We start from the raw sequence: 24,325 nt of genomic DNA, 5'->3' as shown, positions 1-24,325 counted from the left end.
CTTGCGTACGGGAAGCGGGTCCGCCCTCGACGCGTTATCCAGAGAGACAAACGCGTACGCATTTCTCGTTTTTCCCTGTTTTTACCGTTTCCCTGTTTTTCCTGGCATTGCTGGAGGCACTGAACCATGACCACCTTCGTGGACCGCGTCGAGCTCCATGTCGCCGCGGGTAACGGAGGTCACGGCTGTGCCTCCGTACACCGGGAGAAGTTCAAGCCGCTCGGCGGCCCGGACGGCGGCAACGGCGGCCGCGGCGGCGACGTCATCCTCGTCGTCGACCAGTCCGTGACCACGCTGCTCGACTACCACCACAGCCCGCACCGCCGGGCCACCAACGGCAAGCCCGGCGAGGGCGGCAACCGCTCCGGCAAGGACGGCCAGGACCTGATCCTGCCGGTCCCGGACGGCACCGTGGTCCTGGACAAGCAGGGCAACGTCCTCGCCGACCTGGTCGGCCAGGGCACCTCGTACGTCGCCGCCGACGGTGGCCGCGGCGGCCTCGGCAACGCCGCGCTCGCCTCGGCCCGCCGCAAGGCGCCCGGCTTCGCGCTGCTCGGGGAGCCCGGGAAGACCGACGACATCGTCCTGGAGCTGAAGACCGTCGCGGACGTGGCGCTCGTCGGCTACCCGAGCGCCGGTAAGTCCTCGCTGATCTCGGTGCTCAGTGCCGCCAAGCCGAAGATCGCGGACTATCCGTTCACGACGCTCGTGCCCAACCTCGGCGTGGTCACGGCCGGTGCCACCGTCTACACCATCGCCGACGTGCCGGGGCTCATCCCGGGCGCCAGCAAGGGCAAGGGGCTCGGCCTCGAGTTCCTGCGGCACGTGGAGCGGTGCAGCGTGCTCGTGCACGTCCTGGACACCGCCACGCTCGAGTCACAGCGCGACCCTGCCTCCGACCTCGACGTCATCGAGGAGGAGCTGGCGCAGTACGGCGGTCTCGACGACCGGCCCCGCGTCGTGGTCCTCAACAAGATCGACGTACCGGACGGCAAGGACCTGGCCGACCTGGTCCGCCCGGACCTGGAGGCGCGCGGCTACCGCGTCTTCGAGGTGTCCGCGGTGGCGCACACCGGCCTGAAGGAGCTGTCCTTCGCGCTCGCCGAGCTGGTCGCGGCCGACCGCGCGGCCAAGCCGGTGGAGCAGGCGACCCGGATCGTGATCCGCCCGAAGGCCGTGGACGACGCGGGCTTCACGGTCACGCGCGAGGGCGACGACGGTGAGGTGCTCTTCCGGGTGCGCGGCGAGAAGCCGGAGCGCTGGGTGCGGCAGACCGACTTCAACAACGACGAGGCCGTGGGCTACCTCGCGGACCGCCTCAACCGCCTTGGTGTGGAAGAGGAGTTGATGAAGGCGGGCGCCCGCTCCGGCGACGGCGTGGCCATCGGCCCGGAGGAGAACGCGGTCGTGTTCGACTGGGAGCCGACGATGGCGTCCGGCGCGGAGATGCTCGGCCGCCGCGGCGAGGACCACCGCTTCGAGGCGCCTCGGCCTGCGGCCCAGCGGCGCCGCGACAAGCAGGCGGAGCGGGACGAGTCGGAGCAGGAGTTCGACGAGTTCAAGCCGTTCTGATCCTCGGCGGTACGACCAGAGGGCGGCACCCGGAGTGATTCGGGTGCCGCCCTCTGGTGTTGCCGTAGGCCGGCCGTTGGCGTACTTGGCGCCGTGGGCTGTGCCCACAGACGACGCCTAGGCGTCCGCTGTGTCCTGCTCCGACTCCTGGTCCCCGGCGTCCACGGGCTCCGTCTCGTCGCCCAAGCGCTGGGTCGGGATATCCGTGGCCATGCGGGAGGCCATGCGGGCGCGGCGGTCGTCGGCCTTGGCGCACAGGGCGCGTACGGCGGCGTTGAAGCGGTCCAGGGACGGCGGGTCCGAGGGGCCGAGCAGGTGCTTCTTGAGCTCGGTGCGCTCCGCCACGAAGCGGTCCTTCTCCGGGTGGCGTACCGACTCCAGGAGCTCCGGCACGCCCTCCGCCTTCGGCGTGAGGATGGTGGCCGCGCGCACCGTCGGGAAGCCCGTCCGGAAGTCGTCCTCCGTCATGCCGGAGGTGTTGGCCACGGCGTACGGCTTCTCGCTGTTCAGCCAGTCCGAGACCACCGAGGAGACATCGCTGATCAGCAGGTCCGCCTGGTTGAAGCAGTTGAAGATCGCCGGGCGCGGGCCGGTGATGATCTGGTGCTCCCACTCCGGGAACGAGGCCCAGAACGCCGCCTCCCAGGCCGCCGTCGCCTCGGCCACGGCCGCCTGGCGGTCGCCGTCCGGGGCGCCCTGGAGCATCATCCGCTCCATCATGTCGGCGCTGGGGCGGAAGGAGGACGAGGTGAGGCGGTCGAGCTCGGCAGTGCGGTCGGCCAGCTCCCGCGCGGCCTCGGGGCCGGGACGGTCGCCGGAGCGCTGGGCGTTGGCCTCCCGGATCAGCTCACGGATGCGCTTGTCGGCGGCGCCCGCGCGCGGGTCCTGGGAGCCGGTCATCGGGTGCGGCTTGTAGAGCAGCCGTACGTTGTCGTCGGCGAGCAGGTGCCGGACGATGTTCTCGCCGGCCAGGACCACCGACGTATTGCCGGGGTTGCCGTCCCAGCCCTCCCAGGTGGGGGCGTACAGGACGGTCGTGTACGCGCCGGTGGGCGGGCCCGCGTACGGGCGGATGGGGGCGAGCTGCGGGCGGCCGACCTCGACGACGTCCTTGTCCTCGACGCCGATCTCGGCGAGCTGGTAGCGCTCGCGGGCGGCCGGGCCCGCGACCCAGACCTCGTCGTACGCCTTGGCGTACGGGTTGCAGGAGGAGAGCTTGTCGCTCTCGCCGTGGTTGATGAAGGCGTGCTTCACCGTGGGGATGCGCAGGACCTGGGAGGTCTTCGCGGCGTTCGCCGGGTGCAGCATCATCTTCAGGGTCGAGTCCTCCAGGGCGAACATGTTCGCCACCTTGGGGACGCAGATGATCGGCACGTCGGTCGCGTCGATCTTGCGGACCATGAAGCGCTCGCGGAGCACGATCAGCGGCTTGCCGTCGACGGCGGCGAGGGTGGAGAGCCACATGTTCGCCTGGTACGCGGACGTGGTGCCGCCGGAGAAGTACATCGCCACGGTCGGCTGGTACTCGGCCAGCCAGGAGCTCAGCCACTCCATCGCCTTGGCGTCGCTGACCTTGCGGTTCTTCGGCAGCAGCCAGGTGGCCAGGTAGACGGTGCCGCCGCCCATCAGGGCGAGCGCGATGCCGACGCCGATGGCGCCCGGGTACACGGTCCTGGTGATCGCCGAGCCGAGCAGACCGAGCGTGGCCGGGGCCGAGAAGATGAGCAGGCGGTGCGCCTGGCGGCGGGCCAGGATGCGCGGCGGGGCCGCGGACAGGTGGAGCGCCGAGGTGTCGATGTTCCGGGTGAGGAACGGCAGTTGGCGGCTGCGGCGGACCAGGACGGCCAGGGCCTGGCAAATGAAGTGCAGCACGTGGAAGGCCAGGAGCGCGATGGTGACCGGCGCCTGCTCCTTGAGCGGGTCGATGCCGGGCAGCCGGAGCAGACCCACCACGATCAGCATGTCCCGCAGGAGCTGACGTACCGGAACGTCGAAGTGGATTCTCGCGAGGAGAGCGAGCAGGCCCGGCTGCTTGTGCTGCAGGTAGGTGTCCAGGGCCAGGCCGCCGACACCGGCGATCACGAAGACCGGCAGGCTGGGCAGGAGTGCGCCGGTCAGCTGGGCCGTGAAGAACACGAACATCATCAGCAGCGCGGCTAGTTGCGCAAGGCGGCGGGGGGCGAGTCCGGCGGAGGGCACGGGCTGGGGCTCCTGGCTGATCGAATGAGGGGGGGAAGGCGGAAGAGTCTGCCTTGTGGGGGGAGGCTGACCCCTGACCGTATGACTTTCTGTGTCCGCCTAGCAATCTCCGGTGACATCAATCACCGGATTTCTGGGCAAATTCACTGAACCCCGGAGGTCCTGCGGTCGTCTTCGGTGGATTCGGCGGATCCGGTGGATCGGCGGAACCGCGGCTCCACCAGCGGCCGCAGGACGCGCCGGACCGGCGTACTGGAGAGCAGCAGCGTCAGACCGAGCCCGGTTACGGCGAGTAGCGGCGCCGCTCCGGCGCCAAGCTGCCCGGCCAGGACGTCGAGGTCGTACTTCTCCGCCGTCTGGATCACCAGACCGTGTGCGAGGAACGGGAACATCGTCACCGCCCCGAGCGCCGTGAATCGGGTCGTGCGCGTCGGCACAAGCGCGAAGAAGGCCGCCACCAGCGCACCCGACAGAACGAACAGCAGCACCCGCACGCCCAGATAGACGGGCACCGACACCCCCAGGTCGGTATTGCTGTCCCGCATGTTGAACCAGTCGGTGTTCAGGTGTGGGGCCAGCCAGTAGGCGGCCGCGGCCGTCGCCGCGAAAAGCACCGGCGCCGCGCGGCGCACCGCGGGGACGCGCAGGCGTGCGAAGTACTCGGGCCGCAGCCGCAGGCCGAGCACGAACCAGGGCAGGAACATCAGGACCCGGGGGAGCGCCAGGTCGTATCCCATCCGGGTGGTCCCGGCGGCGAGCGAGACGAGCACGGCGATCGCGACGGGGTAGCGCACCGCCTGCCACAGGGGCGCGCTCAGCCGCCACAGGCACAGCGCGAGCAGAAACCACAGCATGTACGTCGGCTCGGTGGGCTGGATCTCGAAGGGCCCGCCGTCGATCCATCGTTCCAGGCCCCGATACGCGGTCTGGAACAGCAGATACGGCACGAGCACCTTGGTGGCCAAGGCCCTGAGCTGCTCCGGGCGGCCGGCGAAGCCCCGCGAGAAATAGCCGCAGATCAGGATGAACGCGGGCATATGGAAGAGATAGACCGTGGAGTACAGGGCCCGCGCCGCCGGGATGTCGTGCTGCACGGGCGACCAGCTGTGACCGCACACCACCAGGGCGATCAGCAGGAACTTGGAGTTGTCGAAGAACGGGTCGCGACTCGCGGCGGCGTTTGCGGTCTTCGGAGTGGCGATCTTGGAGGGGGCGGGCTTCGAAGGGGCGGCCTTCGCCAGGGTGCGCCGGACCTTCGCCGCCGGTGCGGAGAGGGACACAAACGTGACCCTACGCACCATCCCGCCGCACCCGGACGCCGGAAGTCCCCGCGCGTCGGAGTCGAAGGTCCCGGACGTGCGGGCCCGGCCCCGTTCCGCCCCTCGGAATGTGCGGGCGCGACACGGCCTTCCTCGCGTAGATTGCGCAGGTCGGGAGATCGGATCGCGGCGGCAGAACACCGCCGCGGCACACAGCCCATGAGGACGTACGAGGTGTCAGGCGCAAGTCAGAAGGAAGGGACGGCCCACCGGGCCTCCGTGGCAGAGGCGCGCAGGATCGTGGTGAAGGTCGGGTCCTCGTCCCTGACCACCGCGTCCGGGGGCCTGGACGCGGACCGCGTGGACGCGCTCGTCGACGTGCTCGCCAAGGTGCGCAGCGGCGGCGAGAAGGAAATAGTGCTCGTCTCCTCCGGCGCCATCGCCGCCGGGCTCGCCCCGCTCGGCCTGCGCCGCCGCCCGCGCGACCTGGCCCGCCAGCAGGCCGCGGCCAGCGTCGGACAGGGGCTGCTCGTGGCCCGCTATACGGCGTCCCTCGCGCGGTACGGCGTACGCGTCGGCCAGGTCCTGCTCACCAGCGACGACATGGCCCGCCGCGCCCACCACCGGAACGCCTCGCGCACCCTCGACCAGCTGCTCGCCATGGGCACGCTGCCGCTCGTGAACGAGAACGACACGGTCGCGACCGACGAGATCCGCTTCGGCGATAACGACCGGCTCGCCGCGCTCGTCGCCCACCTCGTCAAGGCCGACTTGCTCGTGCTCCTCTCCGACATCGACGGCCTGTACGACGGCGACCCGGCCAAGCCCGGCAGCTCCCGGATCGAGGAGGTACGCGGCCCCGACGACATAGCGCATGTCCAGATCGGCAACGCGGGCAAGGCGGGTGTCGGCACCGGCGGCATGGTCACCAAGGTCGAGGCCGCCCGGATCGCGGCGGCGGCCGGTATTCCGGTCGTGCTCACCTCCGCCGTGCACGCCGCCGACGCGCTCGCGGGCCGCCCCACCGGCACGTACTTCCACAGCACCGGACCCCGTTCGGCCGGGCGGCTGCTCTGGCTCCAGCACGCCTCGACGCCGCAGGGCGCGCTCGTCCTGGACGACGGGGCGGTACGCGCGGTGACCCAGCGGCGCACCTCACTGCTGCCCGCCGGGATCAAGGAGGTCGAGGGCGAGTTCAGCGCCGGGGACCCGGTGGAGTTGCGGGACGCCGAGGGGAACCCGGTCGCCCGCGGCCTGGTCAACTTCGACGCCAAGGAGATCCCGCAGCTACTCGGACGGTCGACCCGCGATCTGGCCAAGGAGCTCGGCCCGGCGTACGAACGCGAGGTCGTGCATCGGGACGATCTGGTCATCCTGCACCGGTAATCCGGCCGACTGCCCCGTAAATCCGGCCGAAATGACCCTCTCGTCCTGAGTGACCTTCCGTAAAACCGCCCCGCGGAGCCGCGAGGGCTGGTCAACTTTGTTGCGGGGAGTTGCGGGGCAGGGCCGCACGACGAACGCAGAGCAGGAGGCCGCCGGTGAGACGAGCGCGCCCGGGGGCCGCGCCCCGAGGAGCTGAGCGGACGCTGACCAGTGTCAAGACGGGCGACAGCCGGAACGGCACGGACGTGGGGACCGGCACCGGCAGCCCGGCGGACACCACCGGCCCCGCGGGCCGCGCCACCCCGCAGGGCAGCAGGTCGGCCGATGGATCCGGCGCGCGGGCCGAGCAGGCCCGGCTCTGGCACGTCACGCTGAGCGTCTCCGGGGCCGCGGCACCGCTGCCCGACGTCCGCCGCTCCCTGGAACAGCTCGCGCACGACCACCCGTTCCTGCTCACCAGCCGGTACGCCGCGGACCACGCGGAGATCCGCTACTGGGAGGAGGCCCGCGACCTGCACGACGCGGCCGCGGTCGCGCTCCGCCTCTGGGGCGAACACCGACAGACGGCCCAGCTGCCACCGTGGGAGATCGTGGGCCTCGAGGTCATCGACCGGCAGACGTACCACCAGCGGATAGCGGAGGGGTACGGGCCGCCTCCGGCGGCTCGGGTCGGGGTGCACCCGTTCTGAGAGTTTTCAGCCCGTCCGGCTTCTGATCCAGCCCCTTCGGCTTCGAAACCAGCCCCTCCGGCGTTTGAGGAGCGGGGGTCTGGGGGCGCTGCATCCATTAGCGGCTTCGCCGCGGGCCCCAGTTACGGGAAGGGGCGGGACTGGGGAAGAAAAAACGAGGCGCACCCCCGTCTCGCAGTACGGGATACCCGGCGGACGCCATTCCCCGCCCGACTACCCTGCGAAGCATGACGCAAGCCGACCACACCCCCGTCGCCCAGGCCGCCCACCGTGCCCGCACCGCCGCCGCCGAGCTCGCCCCGCTGCCGCGCTCCGCCAAGGACGCCGCGCTGCTCGCCATGGCCGACGCCCTCGAGGCCCGTACCGCGGAGATCGTCGAGGCCAACGCGCAGGACGTGACCAAGGCCCGGGAGGCCGGTACCAGCGAGGCGATCGTGGACCGGCTCACGCTCACCCCCGAGCGCGTCGCCGCCATCGCCGCGGACGTACGCCATGTGGTGGCCCTGCCCGACCCGGTCGGCGAGATCGTCCGCGGCTCCACCCTGCCCAACGGCATCGACCTGCGCCAGGTCCGGGTCCCGCTCGGCGTCGTCGGCATCATCTACGAGGCCCGGCCCAACGTCACCGCGGACGCCGCCGCGCTCTGCCTCAAGTCCGGCAACGCCGTACTCCTGCGTGGCTCGTCCTCCGCGTACCACTCCAACACCGCGCTCGTCGCGGTGCTCCGCGACGCCGTCGCCGAGGCCGGGCTCCCGGCCGACGCGGTGCAGCTCGTGCCGGGCGAATCCCGGGACTCCGTACGGGAGTTGATGCGCGCCCGCGGCCTGGTCGACGTGTTGATCCCGCGCGGCGGCGCCTCCCTGATCCGTACCGTCGTCGAGGAGTCCACGGTCCCGGTGATCGAGACCGGCACCGGCAACTGCCATGTGTACGTGGACGCGGACGCCGATCTCGACATGGCCGTCTCCGTCCTCGTCAACTCCAAGGCGCAGCGCCCGAGCGTCTGCAACGCCGCCGAGACGCTCCTTGTGCACCAGGACATCGCCGCCGCGTTCCTGCCGCGCGCCCTCGACGCTCTCGCCGACGCGGGCGTGACCGTGCACGCCGACGACCGGGTCCAGGCGTATGCCAAGGAGACCAAGGCCTCCGTAGTGCCCGCCACCGACGAGGACTGGGCGACCGAGTACCTCTCGTACGACATCGCGGCCGCCGTCGTCGACTCCCTCGACGCCGCCGTGACGCACATCCGCCGCTGGACATCCGGCCACACCGAGGCGATCGTCACCGGCTCGCAGCCCGCCGCGCGCCGCTTCACGCAGCTCGTCGACTCCACGACGGTCGCCGTGAACGCCTCGACCCGGTTCACCGACGGCGGCCAGTTCGGCTTCGGCGCCGAGATCGGCATCTCCACGCAGAAGCTGCACGCCCGCGGCCCGATGGGCCTGCCCGAGCTGACCTCGACGAAGTACATCGTCACCGGCGACGGCCACACCCGCTGACGGCGACATCTGCTGACGACGGCGCCCGCTGACGGCCCCGGCCCATTTGTACGGATGGGCCGGGCGGTGAATTCCCTTACTCTCTGCCCAAATTGACCCCTCAGGTCTACTCTGGAGCCGTGCCGGAGGACGTGGGGGGCTCGCCGTTCCCTGACGGCTGGGAGCCCGACGACGACCACGACCGCGGGGGCGCGGACGACGAGTTCGCCTCCGTGGTCTTCGACGAGGGCTTCGTCCGGTCCGCCGAAATCCATGAACCCACCGCCGTGGAACGGCTCTTGGCCGCCGCCGAGGCACGCGCGGAGGCCGAGCAACGGCTGCACGGCCGCCGCACCCCCTCCGACGACGACCCCGCCGACCCGACGGACCCCGCGGACCCCGCGGACCCGGCGGGCGGCGGCCGGGACGCGGCAGACGGCCGTGCCGCGCGCGGCCGCGGATCCCGTGGCCGCGTTCACGATCCTTACGGTCATGGCGCTTTCGGCCACGACCCGGAGTTCCACGACCCGTACGACCCCGATTTCCTGGACGACGGCTACGCGCGCCGCGGCCACACCCGCTGGCACCGCCCCGTCGCCTGGGTACTCGCTGTAGTCATGGGCGTCGGCATGGTCGCCCTGGCCTTCAGCGCCGTCTACCGCGGCGCCTCCGCGGGCCGCCAGGACCGGGTGCCGCCGCCCGCCACCACCGGCGTCGAGCCCACGGCAGGTGCTCGGCCCACCCTCGGAACCGGCCCTTCCACCTCGGCCGATTACTCCGCGCCACCGGTCACCGCACGGTCCCCGGGGCCCTGATCCCGGCCCGCGCAAGTTGTCGCGTACCTGGGCGTTTACGTTCCGCTTCACGGACCTACCCTGAAAGTATGGCCGGGACTGGAGACCCACCTGAGGGCACACCCGAAGGCGTCCCCGGTGGAGGAGACGAAGAGTATCGATCCGTCGTCTTCGACGAGTCGTTCGTCAGCGCTGCGCCCCTCCAGGAGTCCTCCGCGCAGGAGCGCATCACCGATCACGCCCCGGCCGTGCGCCGCCGCCCGGGACGCCCTGGGCAGGCGGCCGGAAAGCTCTCTCGTCAGGCCCTCATCCTCATCCTCCTCATAGCCGTCGCCTTCGGCACCGCGATCTACATGGGCGTCCGGCACCCGTACCAGCAGCCCACCGGCCGCCCCGCGGACCCGCTGCGCACCACCGTGATCCCACTGGTCCCGCAGGGCCCGGTGCCGGGCGCGGACAAGCCCGACGACCTCTTCGCGCGCAGCCCCGCCGCCGAGTTCAAGAGCGGCGCCGCCGGGATCACGCTGCCCGGTGCCCGTCGCACCGCGCACTTCTCGGACAGCCAGGTGATGTCCGCCCTGACCACCGTCAAGGACTATCTCGTCGCCTCCTCTCTCGACCCGAAGGTGCTGACCGGCGAGACCGTGCGGCCGGTGCGCATGCTCGTCGACCCGGACCAGCACGCGCAGTTCGACCAGAGCGTCGACCAGCCCGCGGCGGACGGTCGGCACGCCACCCCCGGCTGGCTGATCCGCTTCGACCCGGCGAAGACCGAGCTCGCCGATACGCAGGTACGGGTCTCGGGTGTCCTGAACGTCACCGAGACCGAGCGGGACGTCCTGGAGGTGACCTCCGACCACACCTTCGCCTACGCCCTGCGGCCGGCCGGAGACGACGATGGACCCGCCTCCCTGTTCACCGTCCGGCGTGAGCTGCACTTCCGCTTCGACACCGAGAACGTACGGCTGCACCAGGCCCAGCTCGTGACCTCCTATGTCCAGGCCGGACCGCTCGCCTGCGGCACGGACTCGGCGGCCCGGCTGCACCCCCTGCTCGCCGGCCAGACCGCGAAGGACGGCGCCCCCGCCGGTACCAACCCCTACGCGACGGACAACCCGGCGGCCCTGTGCGGCTCGCTGGCACCGTCCGCACAGCCTTCGGGGGACGGGCCTGGGGCCTAGGTCGGGACTTGGTCCGTGACCTGGCCCGGGACCTGACCCGGGGCTATAGCCAAGGCCAGGGCAGGGCTCACTTGCCCGGACCGTCGCCGTCCGTATCGTCGCTGTGACCGGAGCCGGAGCCGGAGCCGGAGCCGGAGCCAGAACCCGAGCCGGAACCCGGGCCGGAAGTCCCGCCCGTGAACTTGTCCCGCAGCTTGCCGCCGAGGTCGCCCGCGCCGCCCGCGATGTCCGTGACCAGCTTCATGAGCGGGTCCTTGGAACTGCGGACATCGCTCGCGTAGCTGCTCGCCGACTGGCGGAAGGAGTCGGAGACCGAGGTGTCCTTGTCCTCGTCCCGCTTCGGGTAATGGCCGTCCATGATCCGCTGGAAGTCCCGGGACTCCGCCCACCTCTTCAGCTCGGCGGCGCGCACCGTCGTGAAGGGGTGGGAGCGCGGCAGCACGTTCATGATCTTCAGCACGGAGTCGCGCAGGTCGCCGCCCGCCTCGTACTCCTCGGCCTGTTCCAGGAACGCGTCCACGTTCATCTCGTGCAGGTGGTTGCCACCAGCGATCTTCATGAGGCCGCGCATCGAGGCCTGTATGTCCTGGCCGACCAGGAGGCCCGCGCGGTCGGCGGACAGCTCCGACTTGCGGAACCACTCGCGCAGCGCGGTCACGATCGCCATGATCGCGACGTTCCCGAGCGGGATCCAGGCGACCTTCATCGCCAGGTTGGTGAGGAACAGCAGGATCGTGCGGTACACCGCGTGCCCCGACAGGGCGTGGCCCACCTCGTGGCCGACGACCGCGCGCATCTCCTCCTCGTCGAGGAGCTCCACCAGACCCGTGGTGACGACGATGATGGGCTCGTCGAGACCGATGCACATCGCGCCCGGCACCGGGTCCTGGTTGACGTACATCGGCGGGACCTTCTCCAGGTCCAGGATGTAACAGGCGTCCCGCAGCATGGAGTTGAGGTGGGCGAACTGGGCGTCGCTCACCCGCACCGAGTCCGACAGGAACAGCAGCCTCAGGCTCCGCTCCGGGAGCAGTCCGCTGAGTGCCTTGAAGACGGTGTCGAAGCCGCTCAGCTTGCGCAGGGCCACCAGAGCCGAGCGGTCCGCCGGATGTTCGTACGCCCGGGAGGAGATCCCGGGGAAGCGTCGGCGCGTGCGGCCGGGCAGGCGGTCGTCGCCCCCGGCTCCGCTTCCGCCGCCGTTGGTTCCGCTGCTGCCGGTGCTTCCGGATTCTTCGGTCATGGTCGCCCCCTGATCTTTGCGAGTGGTCTCGCCCCCCTGGCAACGCCCAGCCTAGGCGGTACGGTTCCCCGGTGCCGGGGCCTGTGGATAACCCGGGACGGTGTGGTCCCAGGGGCGTTGCCGGGGCGGCTCGGGGCGCGGCCTACCGTGGCGGAGCAGCACACTTGAAGGCGGGGCTACGGGCGCGATTCCGACGCCGACGAGTAGGTGCCCGCCCCAGGTGGCCCGGCTCCGACCCGGGAATCCCGAGTCGGCGTGGGCGCCCCGGAACCGCCCGCATACGATGTGCCCGAAGTCTCAAGCCCGCTCCCACCCGATAGGTCCTGTCGACGATGAGCCTCCACACCACCGCAGCCCAGCTGGTCACCCTCGCCTCCGAGGGCGGCGAGCACGGCGGCCGACACGACAGCATCAGCCCGTACCTCACCGGCGGCGGCGCACTCCTCGTGCTGCTCCTGCTGCTGTGGGTGACCACCCGCTTCAACCGCGACCGCTGAGGTCCCGGGCACCGACGCCCGACCGCCCGCCCGCACCGGAGCCCGCGCCGCCGTCGACCGCCGACAGCGGGGCCGGCCGGGCGGGCCGGTAGGGTCTGCACGCATGGGAGAGCAGGACATGCCGACCGGCCCGGCCGGCGAGAGCCCCGGCACGGTGAGCGGCGAGCTCAGCGGCAGGATCAGCACGGGCAAGCGCCGCCTCGGCGTCATGGGTGGAACATTCGACCCGATCCACCACGGGCACCTGGTGGCGGCCAGCGAGGTCGCCGCCCAGTTCCACCTCGACGAGGTGGTGTTCGTGCCGACCGGCCAGCCGTGGCAGAAGAGTCATGAGCATGTCTCCCCGGCCGAGGACCGCTATCTGATGACGGTCATCGCCACCGCGGAGAACCCGCAGTTCTCGGTGAGCCGCATCGACATCGACCGCGGCGGCCCGACGTACACCACCGACACCCTGCGTGAGCTGCGCGCGCTCAACCCCGACACGGACCTCTTCTTCATCACCGGCGCCGACGCCCTCGCCCAGATCCTCACCTGGCGGGACACGGAAGAGTTGTTCTCCCTCGCGCACTTCATCGGCGTGACCAGGCCCGGCCACGCGCTGAACAACCCCGGCCTTCCCGAGGACGGCGTCTCTCTTGTAGAGGTGCCGGCGCTCGCCATCTCCTCGACGGACTGCCGGGCGCGGGTCGCCAAGGGCGAGCCCATCTGGTATCTGGTGCCGGACGGCGTGGTGCGTTACATCGACAAGCGCGAGCTGTACCGCGGCGAGTGAGCCGAGAGGGGCACCCGGTGAACGACCGACAGTACGACCCTTACGACCCGTACGCCGCAGGCCCGTACGAGATCGTCGGCTACGACGAGCACGGGCAGCCGGTCTACCGCCAGGTCGCACCGCAGCAGCAGCCGGAGCAGTCCCAGGGCTACGGCTACGACCCCTACGGCGCCGCCACGGGCACCGGCCAGCAGCCCCCCGTCCCCCCGCAGCAGCCCGCCCAGGCGTATGAGCGGCCTTACGGCTCAACGGCCCCAACGGCCCCGCGCTACGAGGGGGCGTACGAGCGGCAGTACGGCGGTGACCCGTCGTACGAGACGTCGTACAACACCGCGCACGGCACGACGTACGACGCCCCGCGAGACACCACCCAGTACGACAGCCAGTACGGCGCCCAGCAAGGTGCTCAGCAGCCGTCGCCCCGGATGCCGCAGCAGCACCGCACCGAGCAGCAGCACCGGCAGGAGCAGCAGCACCGCCCCGAGCAGGACTACCGCACCGAACAGTTCCAGTTCATCGACGAACCGGACGAGGAGTCCGAAGACGTCATCGACTGGCTGAAATTCACCGAGTCCCGCACCGAGCGCCGCGAGGAGGCCAAGCGCCGCGGCCGCAACCGCATGATCGCCCTGGCCGTGGTGCTCGTCCTCGCCGTGGTGGGCGGTGTCGGCTACCTCTGGTCCGCGGGCAAGCTGCCCGGCGTCTCCGACAAGGAGACCGGCGGACCCGCCGCCTCCGGGCCGCAGCAGCGGGACGTGATCGTCGTCCATCTGCACAACACCAAGCAGGGCGGCACCTCCACGGCCCTGCTCGTCGACAATGCCACTACAGGACAGGGCACCACGATCCTGCTGCCCAACGCCCTGGCCGTCACGGACGACGACGGCGCCGCCACCACCCTGGGCAAGTCCGTCGAGGACGACGGCGCGGGCGGCACCCGCGACGCCCTGAACACGCTGCTCGGCACCCGCATCGAGGGCACCTGGCGGCTCGACACCCCCTACCTCGACACCTTGGTGGAGACCGTCGGGGACATCGAGATCGACACCAACACCGACGTGCCCGACCCGAAGGCGAAGCGGAAGGGCGAGGCACCGCTGGTCAACAAGGGCGAGAAGCAGACCCTGAGCGGTCCGATGGCGGTCGCGTACGCCACCTACCGCGCGCCCGGCGAGAGCGAGAGCGCCCAGCTGGAGCGGTTCGGGGCGGTCATGCAGGGCGTCCTGCGGAAGATCTCGTCGGACCCGCAGGCGGCCACGGTCACCGTGGAGACGCTCACCCAGATCCTGGACCCGTCGCTGACCGAGAAGGACCTCGGCGCCTCCCTCGCCAAGCTGGCCGGGCACGCCAAGACCGGCGACTACAAGACCTCGGTCCTTCCGGTACGCCAGAACGGCACGCTCTCCGCGCAGGCGACCGACCGCGTCGTCAAGGACGTCCTCGGCGGCAAGGTCAAGGCCCCCGAGCAGGGCGCCGCGGTCCGCGTGAAGCTCTCCGGCACCGAGCAGGCCGCGCAGAGCGCCCGGGTCTCCCTGGTCAACGGCGGCTGGACCGTGGTCCAGGGCAGCCCCTCGGGCACCGCCACCTCACGGGTCAGCTACGCCGACGAGTCCCGCAAGGCGGAGGCCGTGGAGGTCGCCAAGACCCTCGACCTGCCCGCGACCGCCGTACGCAAGGGCAAGGTGGCGGCGAACGCGGACATCGCGGTGGTCCTGGGCACGGACTACACCCCGGCCGGGTAGGCCCGATCCGCACCCCCGCCGGGTGACCCCGGTAATCGTTTGGGGTGCCGACAGCTGTCCGTGAGACCCTTGGGGAGTACTGACCACCGAAAGAAAGCCTCGTAGTGACCGCGACGGACCGCTCCCTCGAGCTCATCAACGTTGCCGCGCAGGCGGCAGCCGACAAGCTCGCGCACGACATCATCGCCTACGACGTAAGCGACGTCCTTGCCATCACGGACGCCTTCCTGCTGGCCTCCGCCCCCAGCGACCGCCAGGTCAAGTCCATCGTGGACGAGATCGAGGAGCGGCTCGGCAAGGAACTCGGCGCCAAGCCGGTGCGCCGCGAGGGCGACCGCGAGGCCCGCTGGGTGCTGCTCGACTACGTCGACATCGTGGTGCACGTCCAGCACAGCGAGGAGCGCGTCTTCTACGCCCTCGAGCGGCTCTGGAAGGACTGCCCCGAGCTCGACCTTCCGGCCGACGCCCAGGCCACCCGCGGCAAGCACGCCGCCGCCGTGGCCGAGGACGGCGGGGAGGCCAGGGACGCCGGAGCATCCGCGGGCGGCCCGCGGTGAGCTCGCACCAGGTGTTCCTGAACGCGAGCGGGGGCCGGGGACGCCGCATCATCCTGTGGCGGCACGGCCAGACCTCCTGGAACCTGGAGCGCCGCTTCCAGGGCAACACGGACATAGCGCTGACCGACGAGGGTGCCGCCCAGGCCCGTCGCTCGGCCCGCCTGCTCGCCTCCCTGAAGCCGGACGCGATCGTCGCCTCCGACCTCAAGCGTGCCGCCGCCACCGCCGCCGAGCTCGCCGCGCTCACCGGCCTCGACGTCACCCACGAAGAGGCCCTGCGGGAGACCTACGCGGGCAAGTGGCAGGGCCTCACGCACGACGAGATCATCGCGAAGTACGGCGAGGAGTACGCCGCGTGGAAGCGCGGCGAGCCGGTGCGCCGGGGCGGCGGCGAACTGGAGACCGAGGTCGCCGCCCGCGCCGCCCCGGTCGTCCTCGGCCACGCCGACAAGCTGCCCGACGGCGGCACCCTCGTCGTCGCCAGCCACGGCGGCACCCTGCGCACCACCATCGGCCGGCTCCTCGGCCTGGAGGCCCACCACTGGGAAGGGCTCGGCGGCCTCTCCAACTGCTGCTGGTCCGTCCTCGGCGAGGGCGCCCGCGGCTGGCGGCTCCTGGAGCACAACGCGGGCACGCTGCCGGAACCCGTCCTCGGCGACGACTCCTGAGCACCTTCCGAGCAGGGGCCGACCCGGATTTCACTTTCCGGCAGGTCACCGGCTAAAGTTCTTCTTGTTCGCCCGCCGAGCGGGAAGAACACCAGGGGCTATAGCTCAGTTGGTAGAGCGCCTGCATGGCATGCAGGAGGTCAGGAGTTCAATTCTCCTTAGCTCCACAGTCACCGGATCCCGTCCCCGCAAGGGGGCGGGATCTTTGTCTTGCCCGGCACTTCTCCGCGTCCGCTTCCGCAGCCGCTCCGTGCCCGTTCACGCCTTCCGGGACCGCAACGCCGCCATCCGCGCGTGGCTCTCCTCGTCGTTCGGGTTGTACGTGACGATGCGGCGCTCCGGCATGCCGTCGATGGACAGCGAGACCGAGGTCATCCGTATCTCGCCCACCGCCTCGTGCCGGAAGTGCTTCACGCGGGAGCCCGGCGGCACCACATCGCCGCTCTCCCACAGTTCGGCGAAGTAGCGGCTGGCCTTCGAGAGGCGGCCGATGAACGACTCCCAGGACGGCACCCCGACGTGGCGCCCATAGGCCGCGCGCAGCTGCGCCACCATGACCGGCAGCTCCGCCTCCCGGAAGACCAGCGGACACACCGGGTCCGGGACGGTGAACAGCGTCCACAGCGCGTTCGGCACCCCCAGGGTGGGGGCCGAAGGCACATCGAACAGGACGCGGTACGCCGGGTTGGTGGCCAGGATGTCCCAACGCGAGCTGTAGACCACCGCCGGGCGCGGGTCCAGGGCGTCGATGATGCCCTGGATCTCCGGGCCGACGTCGGCGTTGAAGGCCGGGTCGGAGGCGTCGGGCTCGCAGGGGACCTCGGCCAGGTGGTACAGGTGCTCGCGCTCCGGGCGGTCCAGGCGCAGGGTGCGCGCCACGGCGTCCAGGACCTGCGGCGAGACGTTGATCGGTCGGCCCTGCTCCAGCCACGTGTACCAGGTGATGCCCACGCCGGAGAGCTGCGCGACCTCCTCGCGCCGCAGCCCCGGGGTGCGGCGGCGCAGGCCCGGCGGTATCCCGACGTCCTGCGGCCGCACGCGGGCCCGGCGGCCGCGCAGGAACGTGGCGAGCTCGGCCCGGCGGCGCTGGGTGCCGCCGGGCCTGCCACCCGGTCTGCCGCCGGGCCTGTCACCGGGCTTGTCGGTACCAGTACCGGCACCAGCACCGGCACCCGTGCTCGCGCGCGTGGCCCCGCGCGTATCGGGACGGGCTTCGGTGTCCGTCTCCGTCGTCTCCGCCGCCTCCGTCGTCACCGTGGTCACATCCCCCATCGTCGAGCCGGTGCGGCGGCGCTGCCAGGTACTGTCAGTACCCGTATCCACGGGCTCTCGTGACCCGAGGCCGAACGTCGTCAGGCTCGGTCCATGACGACGACCTCTGCGGCCGCACCGCCAACTTCCGCGTCCAGTAAAGCCGGTGGCACTGACAATCGCGCCGCCGCCGGTCCCGGCAGACTGCTCGCGGTGGTGCTCACCGCCCAATTCATGGCTCTGCTCGACGTGTTCATCGTCAATGTCGCGGCGCCCACCATCCGCGCCGACCTCGGCACCTCCGGCGCCGGGCTGCAACTCGTGGTGGCCGGCTACACCATCGCGTACGCCGTGCTCCTGATCACCGGCGCGCGCCTGGGCGAGCGCATCGGCCACCGCAGGGCGCACCTCGCCGGGCTCGCCCTGTTCACCGCCGCGTCGCTCGCCTGCGGCCTCAGCCAGGACAGCGGGCAGCTGATCGCCTTCCGGCTCGTCCAGGGCGCGGCCGCGGCGGTGATGATTCCGCAGGTACTCAGCCTGATCCAGCGGCACTTCACGGGTCCGGCCCGGGTGCGGGCGCTCGGCGCGTATTCGGCCGTCCTGGCACTCGGCGCCGCCGCCGGGCAGGTGGTCGGCGGAGTGCTGGTCAGCGCCGACCTGTTCGGCACCGGCTGGCGCCCGGTCTTCCTGGTCAACGTGCCGGTCGGCCTCGCGCTGCTCGCCCTCGGCGCGCTCGTGCTGCCGAAGGACGGAGGACCGGTGGTGCCGCGCGCCGGAGGTGCGGCACGCGCGCGTGGGCTCGATCTGCCCGGCCTGGTGCTGCTCGGGGCCGCCGTGTCACTGTGCACGGTTCCGCTGGTGCTCGGCCAGGAGCAGGGCTGGCCGCTCTGGTCCTGGGTCTCGCTGGCGTCAAGCGCCGTCATTCTCACGGGCTTTGTGGCGTACGAGGCACGCCTGGCCGCGCGCGGCGGCGCCCCGCTGATCGCGCCCCGCTTGCTGCGCACCCCGGGAACGGCCCGTGCCGCCCTGCACATTCTGCTGGCCATGGCGCTCAACGCGGGCTTTCTGTTCACCCTCACCCTGCATCTCCAGGGCGGCTTGGGGCACAGCGCGCTGCGTACCGGACTTACTTTTGTACCGGCCGCCTTGGCCTTCGGCGTGGCCGGGCGGAGCTGGCAGCGGCTGCCCGCGGCCTGGCAACGGCCGCTGATTCCGGGCGGGTTCGCCCTCGCCGCGGTCTCGGTCGCGCTGGTCGGTCTCGTCCTGCGGGGCGGCGGCAGCGGCGGAATCGGGCTGTACGCGGCGTTCGCGGGCGTCGGCGCGGGCATCGCGCTCGCCTTCGGACCGGCGCTCACGGGCGCGCTCGCGGCGGTACGGCAGGAGGATGCCGCGGACGCCAGCGGCCTGCTCGCCACCGTCACACAGCTCGGTCAGCTCACCGGCGTCGCCACCGTCGGCACGCTCTTCCTCAACCGCCTTGCGGACGCCGGTACGACAGGCGGAGCGCTGGAGTCCGGTGAAGCGCTCCTGGTCAGCTGTCTAGCACTGGCCTTGGCGGCCGGGGTCGGCGTCGTGTCCGGACTGGTACCCGTGCGTCGCTGACCCATTTCCAAGGTCGTGGCAGAATCGAGCGGGCCGGAAGGGGGCCGGAACACCCGGCGAAGAGCGCCCGACGGGAGGGAGAAGAGCGATGCCCGCGAGCATCCCCGAGGAAGGCAGCGGCGTCCTCGACGCGATCGACGAGCAAGGCCGCCGTTCGCCTGCGCAGCCGCTCCGCTCCGCCCGCCCCCGGCGCGCCACCCCACTCGCCCGTACCGCCCTGAGCTGCCCGTCCTGTGGTTCCGTCAGTGTGGCCCAAGTGCTCGGGGACAACGGCGGAATCTCCTACGTGTGCACGGCCTGCGGCCACAGCTGGAGCTGATCGATGGGTGCACATAGGAGGAAGTGCGACTGGTGCGGCAGCGGCACGCCGATCGTCCGTGACATGGAGCCGGTCAATGCCGCGTACCAGTACTGGTGCGAGGAATGCGCGCGGGCGCTGATCATAAAAGGCGACCCGATCGAGACGTACCGCGAACTGGAGGGCGAGCCGATCTACGGGCGACTCCTCGACGAGCACTGCACCCTGAAACGGTTCTATTCGTTCGCGACGGCCTGAGCGTTCGGCGTCGCCCCTACGGGGAAGGCACGTTCCTGCTCCACGCTCATGTCGTGCCCCACGCGCGCGTGCCGGGCGGCAAGCGCCAGGAAGGCGAGCCCGGCCAGGCAGTACGCGCCCGAGCACAGCGATTGCCAAGCGTTCTGGTCGAGTTCGTACCGGATCGTGGTGCTCGAGCCGCTGTGCGGCACCCACCACAGCACGAACGACGAGAACAGCACCGCGCCCGCGACCGTCACCGCCCGCAGCCGCCGACTGCCCGAGCGGCGGGCCTCGGTGCCGAGCAGCACGAGCGCCGGTACCACCCACACCCAGTGGTGCGACCAGGACACCGGGCTGACCAGGAGCGCGGTCGCCGCACACGCGGTCACCGCCCAGGCGGTACGGCCGCGCAGCAGCGCCGCCACTGCGACGGTGAGCCCGGCGACGGCCACGAGCGCCGCCACGGCGGCCCACCAGACGCCGGGTTCGGGGGTGTGCAGGAGCCGCGCGAGCACCCCGCGCAGCGACTGGTTGGCGGTGTCCTCGGCCTTGCCCGGGCGGTTCGCGGAGAACATCACCTCGGTCCAGAAACGCCGTGAGTCGCCCGGCAGCGCGACCGCGGTGCCCGCGGTGACGAGGACGAACGTGGCCGTGGCGACGGCGGCTTGACGCAGCCATGGGTTCCACCACTTCTGACCCGCGCGCACCAGACGTAGCGCCTGCACCAGGCCCGCGAGCGCGAGCATCACCGCGAACAGGGCCGGGGTGAGCTTGATCGCGGCCGCGAGGCCGATGCCGACCCCGGCCCAGCGGTTCTCCGCCCGCCGGGTCAGGTCCCACAGGACCAGGACGGCGAGCAGCAGGTTGATCTGGCCGTACCGCAGCGTCGTCCACACCGGCTCGCACCACACGAGCAGCGCGGACACCCACAGGGCGACGACGAACCGCCGCGGGCGCCGCTCGAGCCCGGCCAGGCGCAGCGAGAGGTACACCACCGCGACGACGAGCACGAGATTGAAACCGGTCGCGAAGGTCCGCATCTCCGGTACGCCGAGCAGCGTCAGCGGCGTGAACAGCAGGGCGGCGAACGGCGGGTAGGTCGTCGGCAGCTCGGCCGCGGTCGCGCGCATCGCGTACAGGTCGCCGCCGGCGCGCACGGTCATGCCCTCGGCGCGGTAGACCATCACGTCGAGCAGGGTCACGCCGGCGAGGCGCTGGGCGATCCAGAAAGCCGTGAACGACGCCAGGCAGACGAGCAGGGCGTACAGAAGGTGCGGCGGCCGTCCGTCCCGGTTCCTGTTGTCGGCCTTGTCGGCGGCCCGTCCTACTGTGGTCACGCGTGCTGACAGTACCTTCTGGCGCTCTCCCCCCGGAGGGGCGGACAAACGATTTGGTGGAGCACCGGGGTGACCGTGTACTGTTGACGACGTCGCCGCGGGGCAAGGCCCCGGGGAGACACACCGCAAGGGGCTATAGCTCAGTTGGTAGAGCGCTTGCATGGCATGCAAGAGGTCAGGAGTTCAATTCTCCTTAGCTCCACAGCAGAACCGTTCTTGAGTCGCATCAGGTTCGGTCTCCCGGATCCCGTCCGATCACTCCGATCGGACGGGATTTTTGTTTTCCGGGGCGCCCTGGGGTCAACTCCGGTGGCTGTTCAGGGGCTTGGGTTCAGGAGCGGGTGGCAGGGCGAGCGGGGTGGCCTGTGTGAGGCGTGCGGGCGTCTGCCCGGGCGTGCGTTCCAAGCGGAGTGCGAGCGCCGGGCAGCGTCGTACGGCGCGCTGTGCCCGCCCTCGTAGCGGCAGCGGAACCGCGGCGTCCGGGACCGTGGGGAACCCGTCGGGGCCGAGCTGGATGAGTTCCGGCACGACGTCCGCGCACAGGCCGTGGCCCTGACAGAGCGTCCAGTCGACGGCGAGGCGCTCGCCGCTGGGCGCGCCCGCGTCCTGCTGTCCCGGACCGGGCAGCGGCAGGACGCCTCTGGTGGCGCGGCCGCAGCCGGAGCCGAGCGCGTGTGCGGCGACGTCGTCGCGGAACGCCGAGAGCGCCGAGTCGAGGAAGCGGGCCGCGCCGTCCGGGTGCTTGCAGGCGCCGCGGCCGCGGACGGCGCGGGTGACCTCGCGCAGCGCCTCGAGCGCCGTGGGGCCGCCGCCACCCAGCAGGTCGGCGAGGCCGTTCGCCGCCGCGGGCAGCCCGAGTCGGCAGGGGCCGCACTGGCCGGAGCTTTCGGCGGCCAGCCAGCGCGCCGCCCTGAGGGCTTCGCCGAGCGGGCAGGTGTCCGGGCCCAGGGGCAGGATCGCCCCGGCGCCGAGCGCGCCGCCCAGGGCCTGGAGGGCGGCGCGGGAGACGACGGCGTCGTGCGCGGCCGGGCCGCCCAGCCAGCTGCCGTGGTAGCCGCCGGTCAGGACGCCCTGGGGCAGTGGCGGAGCCCCGGCCAGCTGAAGGACATAGCGCAGCGGCACCCCGGTGGGCACCTCGATGACCATGGGGCGGCCCACGGCGCCGGAGAGCGTGAGCAGCACGGTGCCGGGCTCGTCGTGCAGGCCGGTGCGGCGGTACCGGTCCGGGCCGAGCCGGGCGGCGACCGCGAGTTGCGCGAAGGTCTCGGCATTGGACACAAGGGTCGGGGCGCCGCCGACGCCGGACTCGGCGGCGCGCACCCGGCGGCCGGGCGGCAGTGCCGGGCCGCCGTCGGCGGAGCGCACCAGGGCGGTGGCCTCGCCGGTCACCATGCGCGCGGGATTGCGTTGCACGCGCGCGCGGAGCGGCGCACCGCGCCGGTTGGAGAGCCCCCGCTCGGTGAGGGCGGCGGCCGTGGACGCCTCGGTGGAGTCGCGGGTGACACCGACCACCAGGGTGCGGGCGCCGAGCGCCTCGGCGGCGAGCAGCGCGCCGTCCAGGACCAGGTGCGGGGCTCGGTTGAGCAGCACCGTGTCCTTGCGGCACGCGGGCTCGTCCTCGCTTCCGTTGACGACGACCACGGGACGTATGCCGCGCGAGATGGCCGACTCGGCGACGGCCCGCAGTTTTCGGGCGAAGGGGAACCCGGCGCCGCCCCGGCCGCGCAGCGCGACCGCGTCGGCGAGCGCGGCGAGCCGCTCGCCGGGCACCGGTTCGAGGGGGCCGTGCACCTTGAGGTGGAGCGGCAGGTCGAGCCGCTCCACGAGGTCGAGGCCGCTGGTGAGGTGGGGGAGGCCGACGACGCGGACCTCGGGGATGTCGGGGAGCGGCGCGTTCACCGGTGACCTCCGGTGGAGCTCGGAGCGTCCCAGGGCTCACCGGTGACCGGCGGGCGGCAGTCGGCGCCGGGTGCCGGGGTGGGCGCGCGGCCCGGCCTGTGCCCCGGCTCGTACCCTGGCTCGCGCTCGCGCTCGCGCTCGTGCCCTGGCCGGGGCAGCGGCTCGGTGACGGGTCCGTCGTCGTACGCCGGGTGTGCGGACGGCCGGTCGGGGGTGTAGGGGGCGCGTGCGTGAGAGGTGCGGGCGTGGGCGGGACCGCTGGCGGGCCTCGGCCGGGGGACGGTGCCGGACGTCTCGTACGTCGACGGGGTGGCCTCGGCGGGCGGCGGTGGAGAAGGGGCGGGCCAGTGCGGCGTGCCGGATCCGGCGGGGTGTGAGCGGGGAGCGGCGGGACCGGCCGGGGGATGGGGGAGCGGGACGGGCCCTGGACGCGGGGCGGGGGCGGAGACCGCGCGGTAGGCGGCGGACAGACCTGTAGGGGTGGCCGTTTCTCCTGTGGGCAGGCCTGCAGAAGGGGCCGTATCTGTGGTGGCGCCTGTTCCTGGGGGCGGCACCGGTCCGGGAGCGGCGGCCGTATCTGTAGTAGTGCCCGTTTCGGTGTCCCAGGGGTGCCGTGAGGCGGCGGAGGAGGGCGCCTCGGCCTCGTACAACCGCGGCATCGGCGGGGTGAACGGGCGCTCGGAGGGCCGGGGCGGCACCACGGTGGTGGTGTGATGCGCCGCGGAACCGTCCATGCCGGGCAGTGGCGCGGAGTCCCGGCGGGCGGGCGGTTCCTCCTCGGGCGTGCGGCTCGTACGCCCGTCGGGGGACAGCAGCGCGAGGATGCGGCGGGAGACCTTCCGTTTGACCGGCTCGGGCGCCGCCCGTAGGGCCAGCGCCCCGGCCACCGCCGCCAGGCACAGGCAGTAGAGCACCACCACCCAGGCGGCGGGCTCACGGCCCGCGTACAGGCCGTGGACGAGGGCCGAGCACCACGCGGGGTACGCGAGGGTGTGCAGTGCCCGCCAGCGCCCGGCGACCCGCGCGGGCGAGGCGAAGGAGCTGCGCAGTGCGCCGGTGACCGCGACCGTCAGCAGGAGCAGTCCGGCCAGGGTGCCGAACCCGATGAGCCCGGCGGTGCCGACCACGCCGTGTGCGAAGGGCACGAGCGCGTCGACCGGCGCGACATGGTCGAGGTTCAACTTGATGGTGCCGTGCAGGAGCAGGAAGCCGACGGCGGCCACCGCCGTGCCCCGGTGCACGGCCTGGGCGAGCAGCCGCTGGCGGGCGCCGAGGAAGAGCCGGTCGGAAGCGACCAGGCCCCAGACCACGGAGCAGGTCAGGGCCACGAGGCAGAGGACTCCGCTGGTGAAGTCGAGCGCGGCGCGGAAATCGTCGCTGCCCGCGGCCACCGCGAGGGGTATGAGCAGCAGTGCTGCCGTTAAGGACAGCCCGCGGACCGTGCGGCTCGGCCCGGCGGGGCGCCGGCGGCGGTCCAGGGAGGGCGGGCTCGGACGGGTCGGGGGGGTCAGAGAGTTCATGGGGCAGACTCCGAAAGTTCGGCAAAGCGCGTCCCGTTGCCGCATGCTAAGTGGAGTCATACCAGCCAGTACGGGGTTTGAGTTATTGCGTCGTTATCCACTGGACATCGGTTTGTGGTGTTGCCCCGATAGGGGTCGGTA

Annotated in this window: 21 protein-coding genes and 2 tRNA genes; 16 read left to right on the top strand and 7 right to left on the bottom strand. The window is 71.9% G+C overall.

What is annotated here, in order from left to right; translation table 11 throughout:
• The first annotated feature begins 126 nt into the window (after positions 1-126).
• Positions 127-1,572: a GTPase ObgE gene (obgE, locus tag ACWD10_RS15555; protein WP_451091018.1), complete on the top strand. Its 1,446-nt coding sequence runs from the start codon at positions 127-129 to the stop codon at positions 1,570-1,572.
• Between the two features lie 117 nt (positions 1,573-1,689).
• Here obgE and ACWD10_RS15550 read toward each other — a convergent pair whose 3' ends face one another.
• Both ACWD10_RS15550 and ACWD10_RS15545 read right to left on the bottom strand, forming a co-directional pair.
• Positions 1,690-3,771: a hypothetical protein gene (locus ACWD10_RS15550; RefSeq protein ID WP_451091016.1), complete on the bottom strand. Its 2,082-nt coding sequence runs from the start codon at positions 3,769-3,771 to the stop codon at positions 1,690-1,692.
• Between the two features lie 143 nt (positions 3,772-3,914).
• Complete coding sequence (locus tag ACWD10_RS15545) at positions 3,915-5,051, bottom strand: acyltransferase family protein (RefSeq protein ID WP_451091014.1); 1,137 nt, start codon at positions 5,049-5,051, stop codon at positions 3,915-3,917.
• Positions 5,052-5,309: 258 nt separating this feature from the next.
• Here ACWD10_RS15545 and proB point away from each other — a divergent pair, with 258 nt between their 5' ends.
• The 5 genes from proB (at position 5,310) to ACWD10_RS15520 (ending at position 10,558) form a co-directional block, all read left to right on the top strand.
• Positions 5,310-6,416 (top strand): glutamate 5-kinase, encoded by a 1,107-nt coding sequence (gene proB / locus ACWD10_RS15540; RefSeq protein WP_451091086.1) that lies wholly within the window; start codon positions 5,310-5,312, stop codon positions 6,414-6,416.
• Positions 6,417-6,571: 155 nt separating this feature from the next.
• Positions 6,572-7,105, top strand: coding sequence for a hypothetical protein (locus ACWD10_RS15535; RefSeq protein ID WP_451091012.1), 534 nt, complete (start codon positions 6,572-6,574; stop codon positions 7,103-7,105).
• 227 nt (positions 7,106-7,332) lie between these two features.
• The gene (locus ACWD10_RS15530; RefSeq protein WP_451091010.1) at positions 7,333-8,604 is read left to right on the top strand and encodes a glutamate-5-semialdehyde dehydrogenase; all 1,272 of its coding nucleotides are present in this window, start codon (positions 7,333-7,335) and stop codon (positions 8,602-8,604) included.
• Positions 8,605-8,723: 119 nt separating this feature from the next.
• Entirely contained in the window at positions 8,724-9,398 is a 675-nt protein-coding gene (locus ACWD10_RS15525) for an SCO2584 family spore wall biosynthesis protein (RefSeq protein ID WP_451091008.1), read from the top strand.
• Between the two features lie 68 nt (positions 9,399-9,466).
• Positions 9,467-10,558, top strand: coding sequence for an SCO2583 family membrane protein (locus tag ACWD10_RS15520; RefSeq protein ID WP_451091006.1), 1,092 nt, complete (start codon positions 9,467-9,469; stop codon positions 10,556-10,558).
• A gap of 67 nt (positions 10,559-10,625) precedes the next feature.
• Here the strand turns inward: ACWD10_RS15520 and ACWD10_RS15515 are convergent, their stop codons facing one another.
• A complete protein-coding gene (locus ACWD10_RS15515; protein WP_451091004.1) occupies positions 10,626-11,798 on the bottom strand; it encodes a M48 family metallopeptidase in 1,173 nt (390 codons plus the stop codon).
• 332 nt (positions 11,799-12,130) lie between these two features.
• Here ACWD10_RS15515 and ACWD10_RS15510 point away from each other — a divergent pair, with 332 nt between their 5' ends.
• From ACWD10_RS15510 to ACWD10_RS15485, 6 genes are all read left to right on the top strand, one after another.
• Positions 12,131-12,295 (top strand): hypothetical protein, encoded by a 165-nt coding sequence (locus tag ACWD10_RS15510; protein WP_451091002.1) that lies wholly within the window; start codon positions 12,131-12,133, stop codon positions 12,293-12,295.
• Between the two features lie 103 nt (positions 12,296-12,398).
• The gene (gene nadD, locus ACWD10_RS15505) at positions 12,399-13,070 is read left to right on the top strand and encodes a nicotinate-nucleotide adenylyltransferase (protein ID WP_451091000.1); all 672 of its coding nucleotides are present in this window, start codon (positions 12,399-12,401) and stop codon (positions 13,068-13,070) included.
• Between the two features lie 17 nt (positions 13,071-13,087).
• A complete protein-coding gene (locus ACWD10_RS15500) occupies positions 13,088-14,812 on the top strand; it encodes an LCP family protein (RefSeq protein WP_451090998.1) in 1,725 nt (574 codons plus the stop codon).
• A gap of 104 nt (positions 14,813-14,916) precedes the next feature.
• Positions 14,917-15,369, top strand: coding sequence for a ribosome silencing factor (gene rsfS / locus ACWD10_RS15495; protein ID WP_451090996.1), 453 nt, complete (start codon positions 14,917-14,919; stop codon positions 15,367-15,369).
• Positions 15,366-16,037 carry a histidine phosphatase family protein gene (locus ACWD10_RS15490; RefSeq protein WP_451090994.1) on the top strand — a complete coding sequence of 224 codons (672 nt, stop codon included), beginning with the start codon at positions 15,366-15,368 and terminating at the stop codon, positions 16,035-16,037. Before rsfS ends, ACWD10_RS15490 begins: the two co-directional genes overlap by 4 nt.
• Before the next feature lie 94 nt (positions 16,038-16,131).
• Positions 16,132-16,204, top strand: a tRNA-Ala gene (locus ACWD10_RS15485).
• Positions 16,205-16,295: 91 nt separating this feature from the next.
• On the opposite strand, the gene ACWD10_RS15480 is transcribed toward ACWD10_RS15485, so the two are convergent.
• On the bottom strand, positions 16,296-17,300 hold the full coding sequence (locus tag ACWD10_RS15480; RefSeq protein WP_451090992.1) for a helix-turn-helix transcriptional regulator: 1,005 nt from the start codon (positions 17,298-17,300) through the stop codon (positions 16,296-16,298).
• A 102-nt stretch (positions 17,301-17,402) separates the two neighbouring features.
• Between ACWD10_RS15480 and ACWD10_RS15475 the strand changes: the two genes are divergently transcribed.
• The 3 genes from ACWD10_RS15475 to ACWD10_RS15465 all read left to right on the top strand — a co-directional run bounded on the left by ACWD10_RS15475 (position 17,403) and on the right by ACWD10_RS15465 (position 19,446).
• A complete protein-coding gene (locus ACWD10_RS15475) occupies positions 17,403-18,890 on the top strand; it encodes an MFS transporter (protein WP_451090990.1) in 1,488 nt (495 codons plus the stop codon).
• 88 nt (positions 18,891-18,978) lie between these two features.
• On the top strand, positions 18,979-19,209 hold the full coding sequence (locus tag ACWD10_RS15470) for a hypothetical protein (RefSeq protein WP_451090988.1): 231 nt from the start codon (positions 18,979-18,981) through the stop codon (positions 19,207-19,209).
• 3 nt (positions 19,210-19,212) lie between these two features.
• Positions 19,213-19,446, top strand: a complete 234-nt coding sequence (locus ACWD10_RS15465; RefSeq protein ID WP_451090986.1) for a hypothetical protein — start codon at positions 19,213-19,215, stop codon at positions 19,444-19,446.
• Here the strand turns inward: ACWD10_RS15465 and ACWD10_RS15460 are convergent.
• Positions 19,425-20,927, bottom strand: coding sequence for a glycosyltransferase 87 family protein (locus ACWD10_RS15460; protein ID WP_451090985.1), 1,503 nt, complete (start codon positions 20,925-20,927; stop codon positions 19,425-19,427). The genes ACWD10_RS15465 and ACWD10_RS15460 overlap by 22 nt on opposite strands.
• Between ACWD10_RS15460 and ACWD10_RS15455 the strand changes: the two genes are divergently transcribed.
• Positions 20,895-20,967, top strand: a tRNA-Ala gene (locus ACWD10_RS15455). The two genes, ACWD10_RS15460 and ACWD10_RS15455, sit on opposite strands and share 33 nt — an antisense overlap.
• Positions 20,968-21,065: 98 nt before the next feature.
• Here the strand turns inward: ACWD10_RS15455 and ACWD10_RS15450 are convergent.
• On the bottom strand, positions 21,066-22,664 hold the full coding sequence (locus tag ACWD10_RS15450) for an NADH-ubiquinone oxidoreductase-F iron-sulfur binding region domain-containing protein (protein WP_451090983.1): 1,599 nt from the start codon (positions 22,662-22,664) through the stop codon (positions 21,066-21,068).
• Positions 22,661-24,184, bottom strand: coding sequence for a hypothetical protein (locus ACWD10_RS15445; RefSeq protein ID WP_451090981.1), 1,524 nt, complete (start codon positions 24,182-24,184; stop codon positions 22,661-22,663). The genes ACWD10_RS15450 and ACWD10_RS15445 overlap by 4 nt, the downstream gene beginning before the upstream one ends.
• Between the last annotated feature and the right edge of the window lie 141 nt (positions 24,185-24,325).

It is taken from the genome of Streptomyces sp. NPDC002851, from assembly GCF_053591935.1.
The sequence above is the reverse complement of the archived record's forward strand: the minus strand, read 5'-3'. Positions and strand labels throughout refer to the sequence as shown.

What these genes read in the sequence shown, in the direction of transcription:
- obgE (WP_451091018.1), top strand. Translation starts at nt 127, where the DNA reads ATGACCACCTTCGTGGACCGCGTCGAGCTCCATGTCGCCGCGGGTAAC.
- ACWD10_RS15530 (WP_451091010.1), top strand. Translation starts at nt 7,333, where the DNA reads ATGACGCAAGCCGACCACACCCCCGTCGCCCAGGCCGCCCACCGTGCC.
- ACWD10_RS15520 (WP_451091006.1), top strand. Translation starts at nt 9,467, where the DNA reads ATGGCCGGGACTGGAGACCCACCTGAGGGCACACCCGAAGGCGTCCCC.
- ACWD10_RS15515 (WP_451091004.1), bottom strand. Translation starts at nt 11,798, where the DNA reads ATGACCGAAGAATCCGGAAGCACCGGCAGCAGCGGAACCAACGGCGGC.
- ACWD10_RS15510 (WP_451091002.1), top strand. Translation starts at nt 12,131, where the DNA reads ATGAGCCTCCACACCACCGCAGCCCAGCTGGTCACCCTCGCCTCCGAG.
- nadD (WP_451091000.1), top strand. Translation starts at nt 12,399, where the DNA reads ATGGGAGAGCAGGACATGCCGACCGGCCCGGCCGGCGAGAGCCCCGGC.
- ACWD10_RS15475 (WP_451090990.1), top strand. Translation starts at nt 17,403, where the DNA reads ATGACGACGACCTCTGCGGCCGCACCGCCAACTTCCGCGTCCAGTAAA.
- ACWD10_RS15470 (WP_451090988.1), top strand. Translation starts at nt 18,979, where the DNA reads ATGCCCGCGAGCATCCCCGAGGAAGGCAGCGGCGTCCTCGACGCGATC.
- ACWD10_RS15465 (WP_451090986.1), top strand. Translation starts at nt 19,213, where the DNA reads ATGGGTGCACATAGGAGGAAGTGCGACTGGTGCGGCAGCGGCACGCCG.
- ACWD10_RS15460 (WP_451090985.1), bottom strand. Translation starts at nt 20,927, where the DNA reads ATGCAAGCGCTCTACCAACTGAGCTATAGCCCCTTGCGGTGTGTCTCC.
- ACWD10_RS15445 (WP_451090981.1), bottom strand. Translation starts at nt 24,184, where the DNA reads ATGAACTCTCTGACCCCCCCGACCCGTCCGAGCCCGCCCTCCCTGGAC.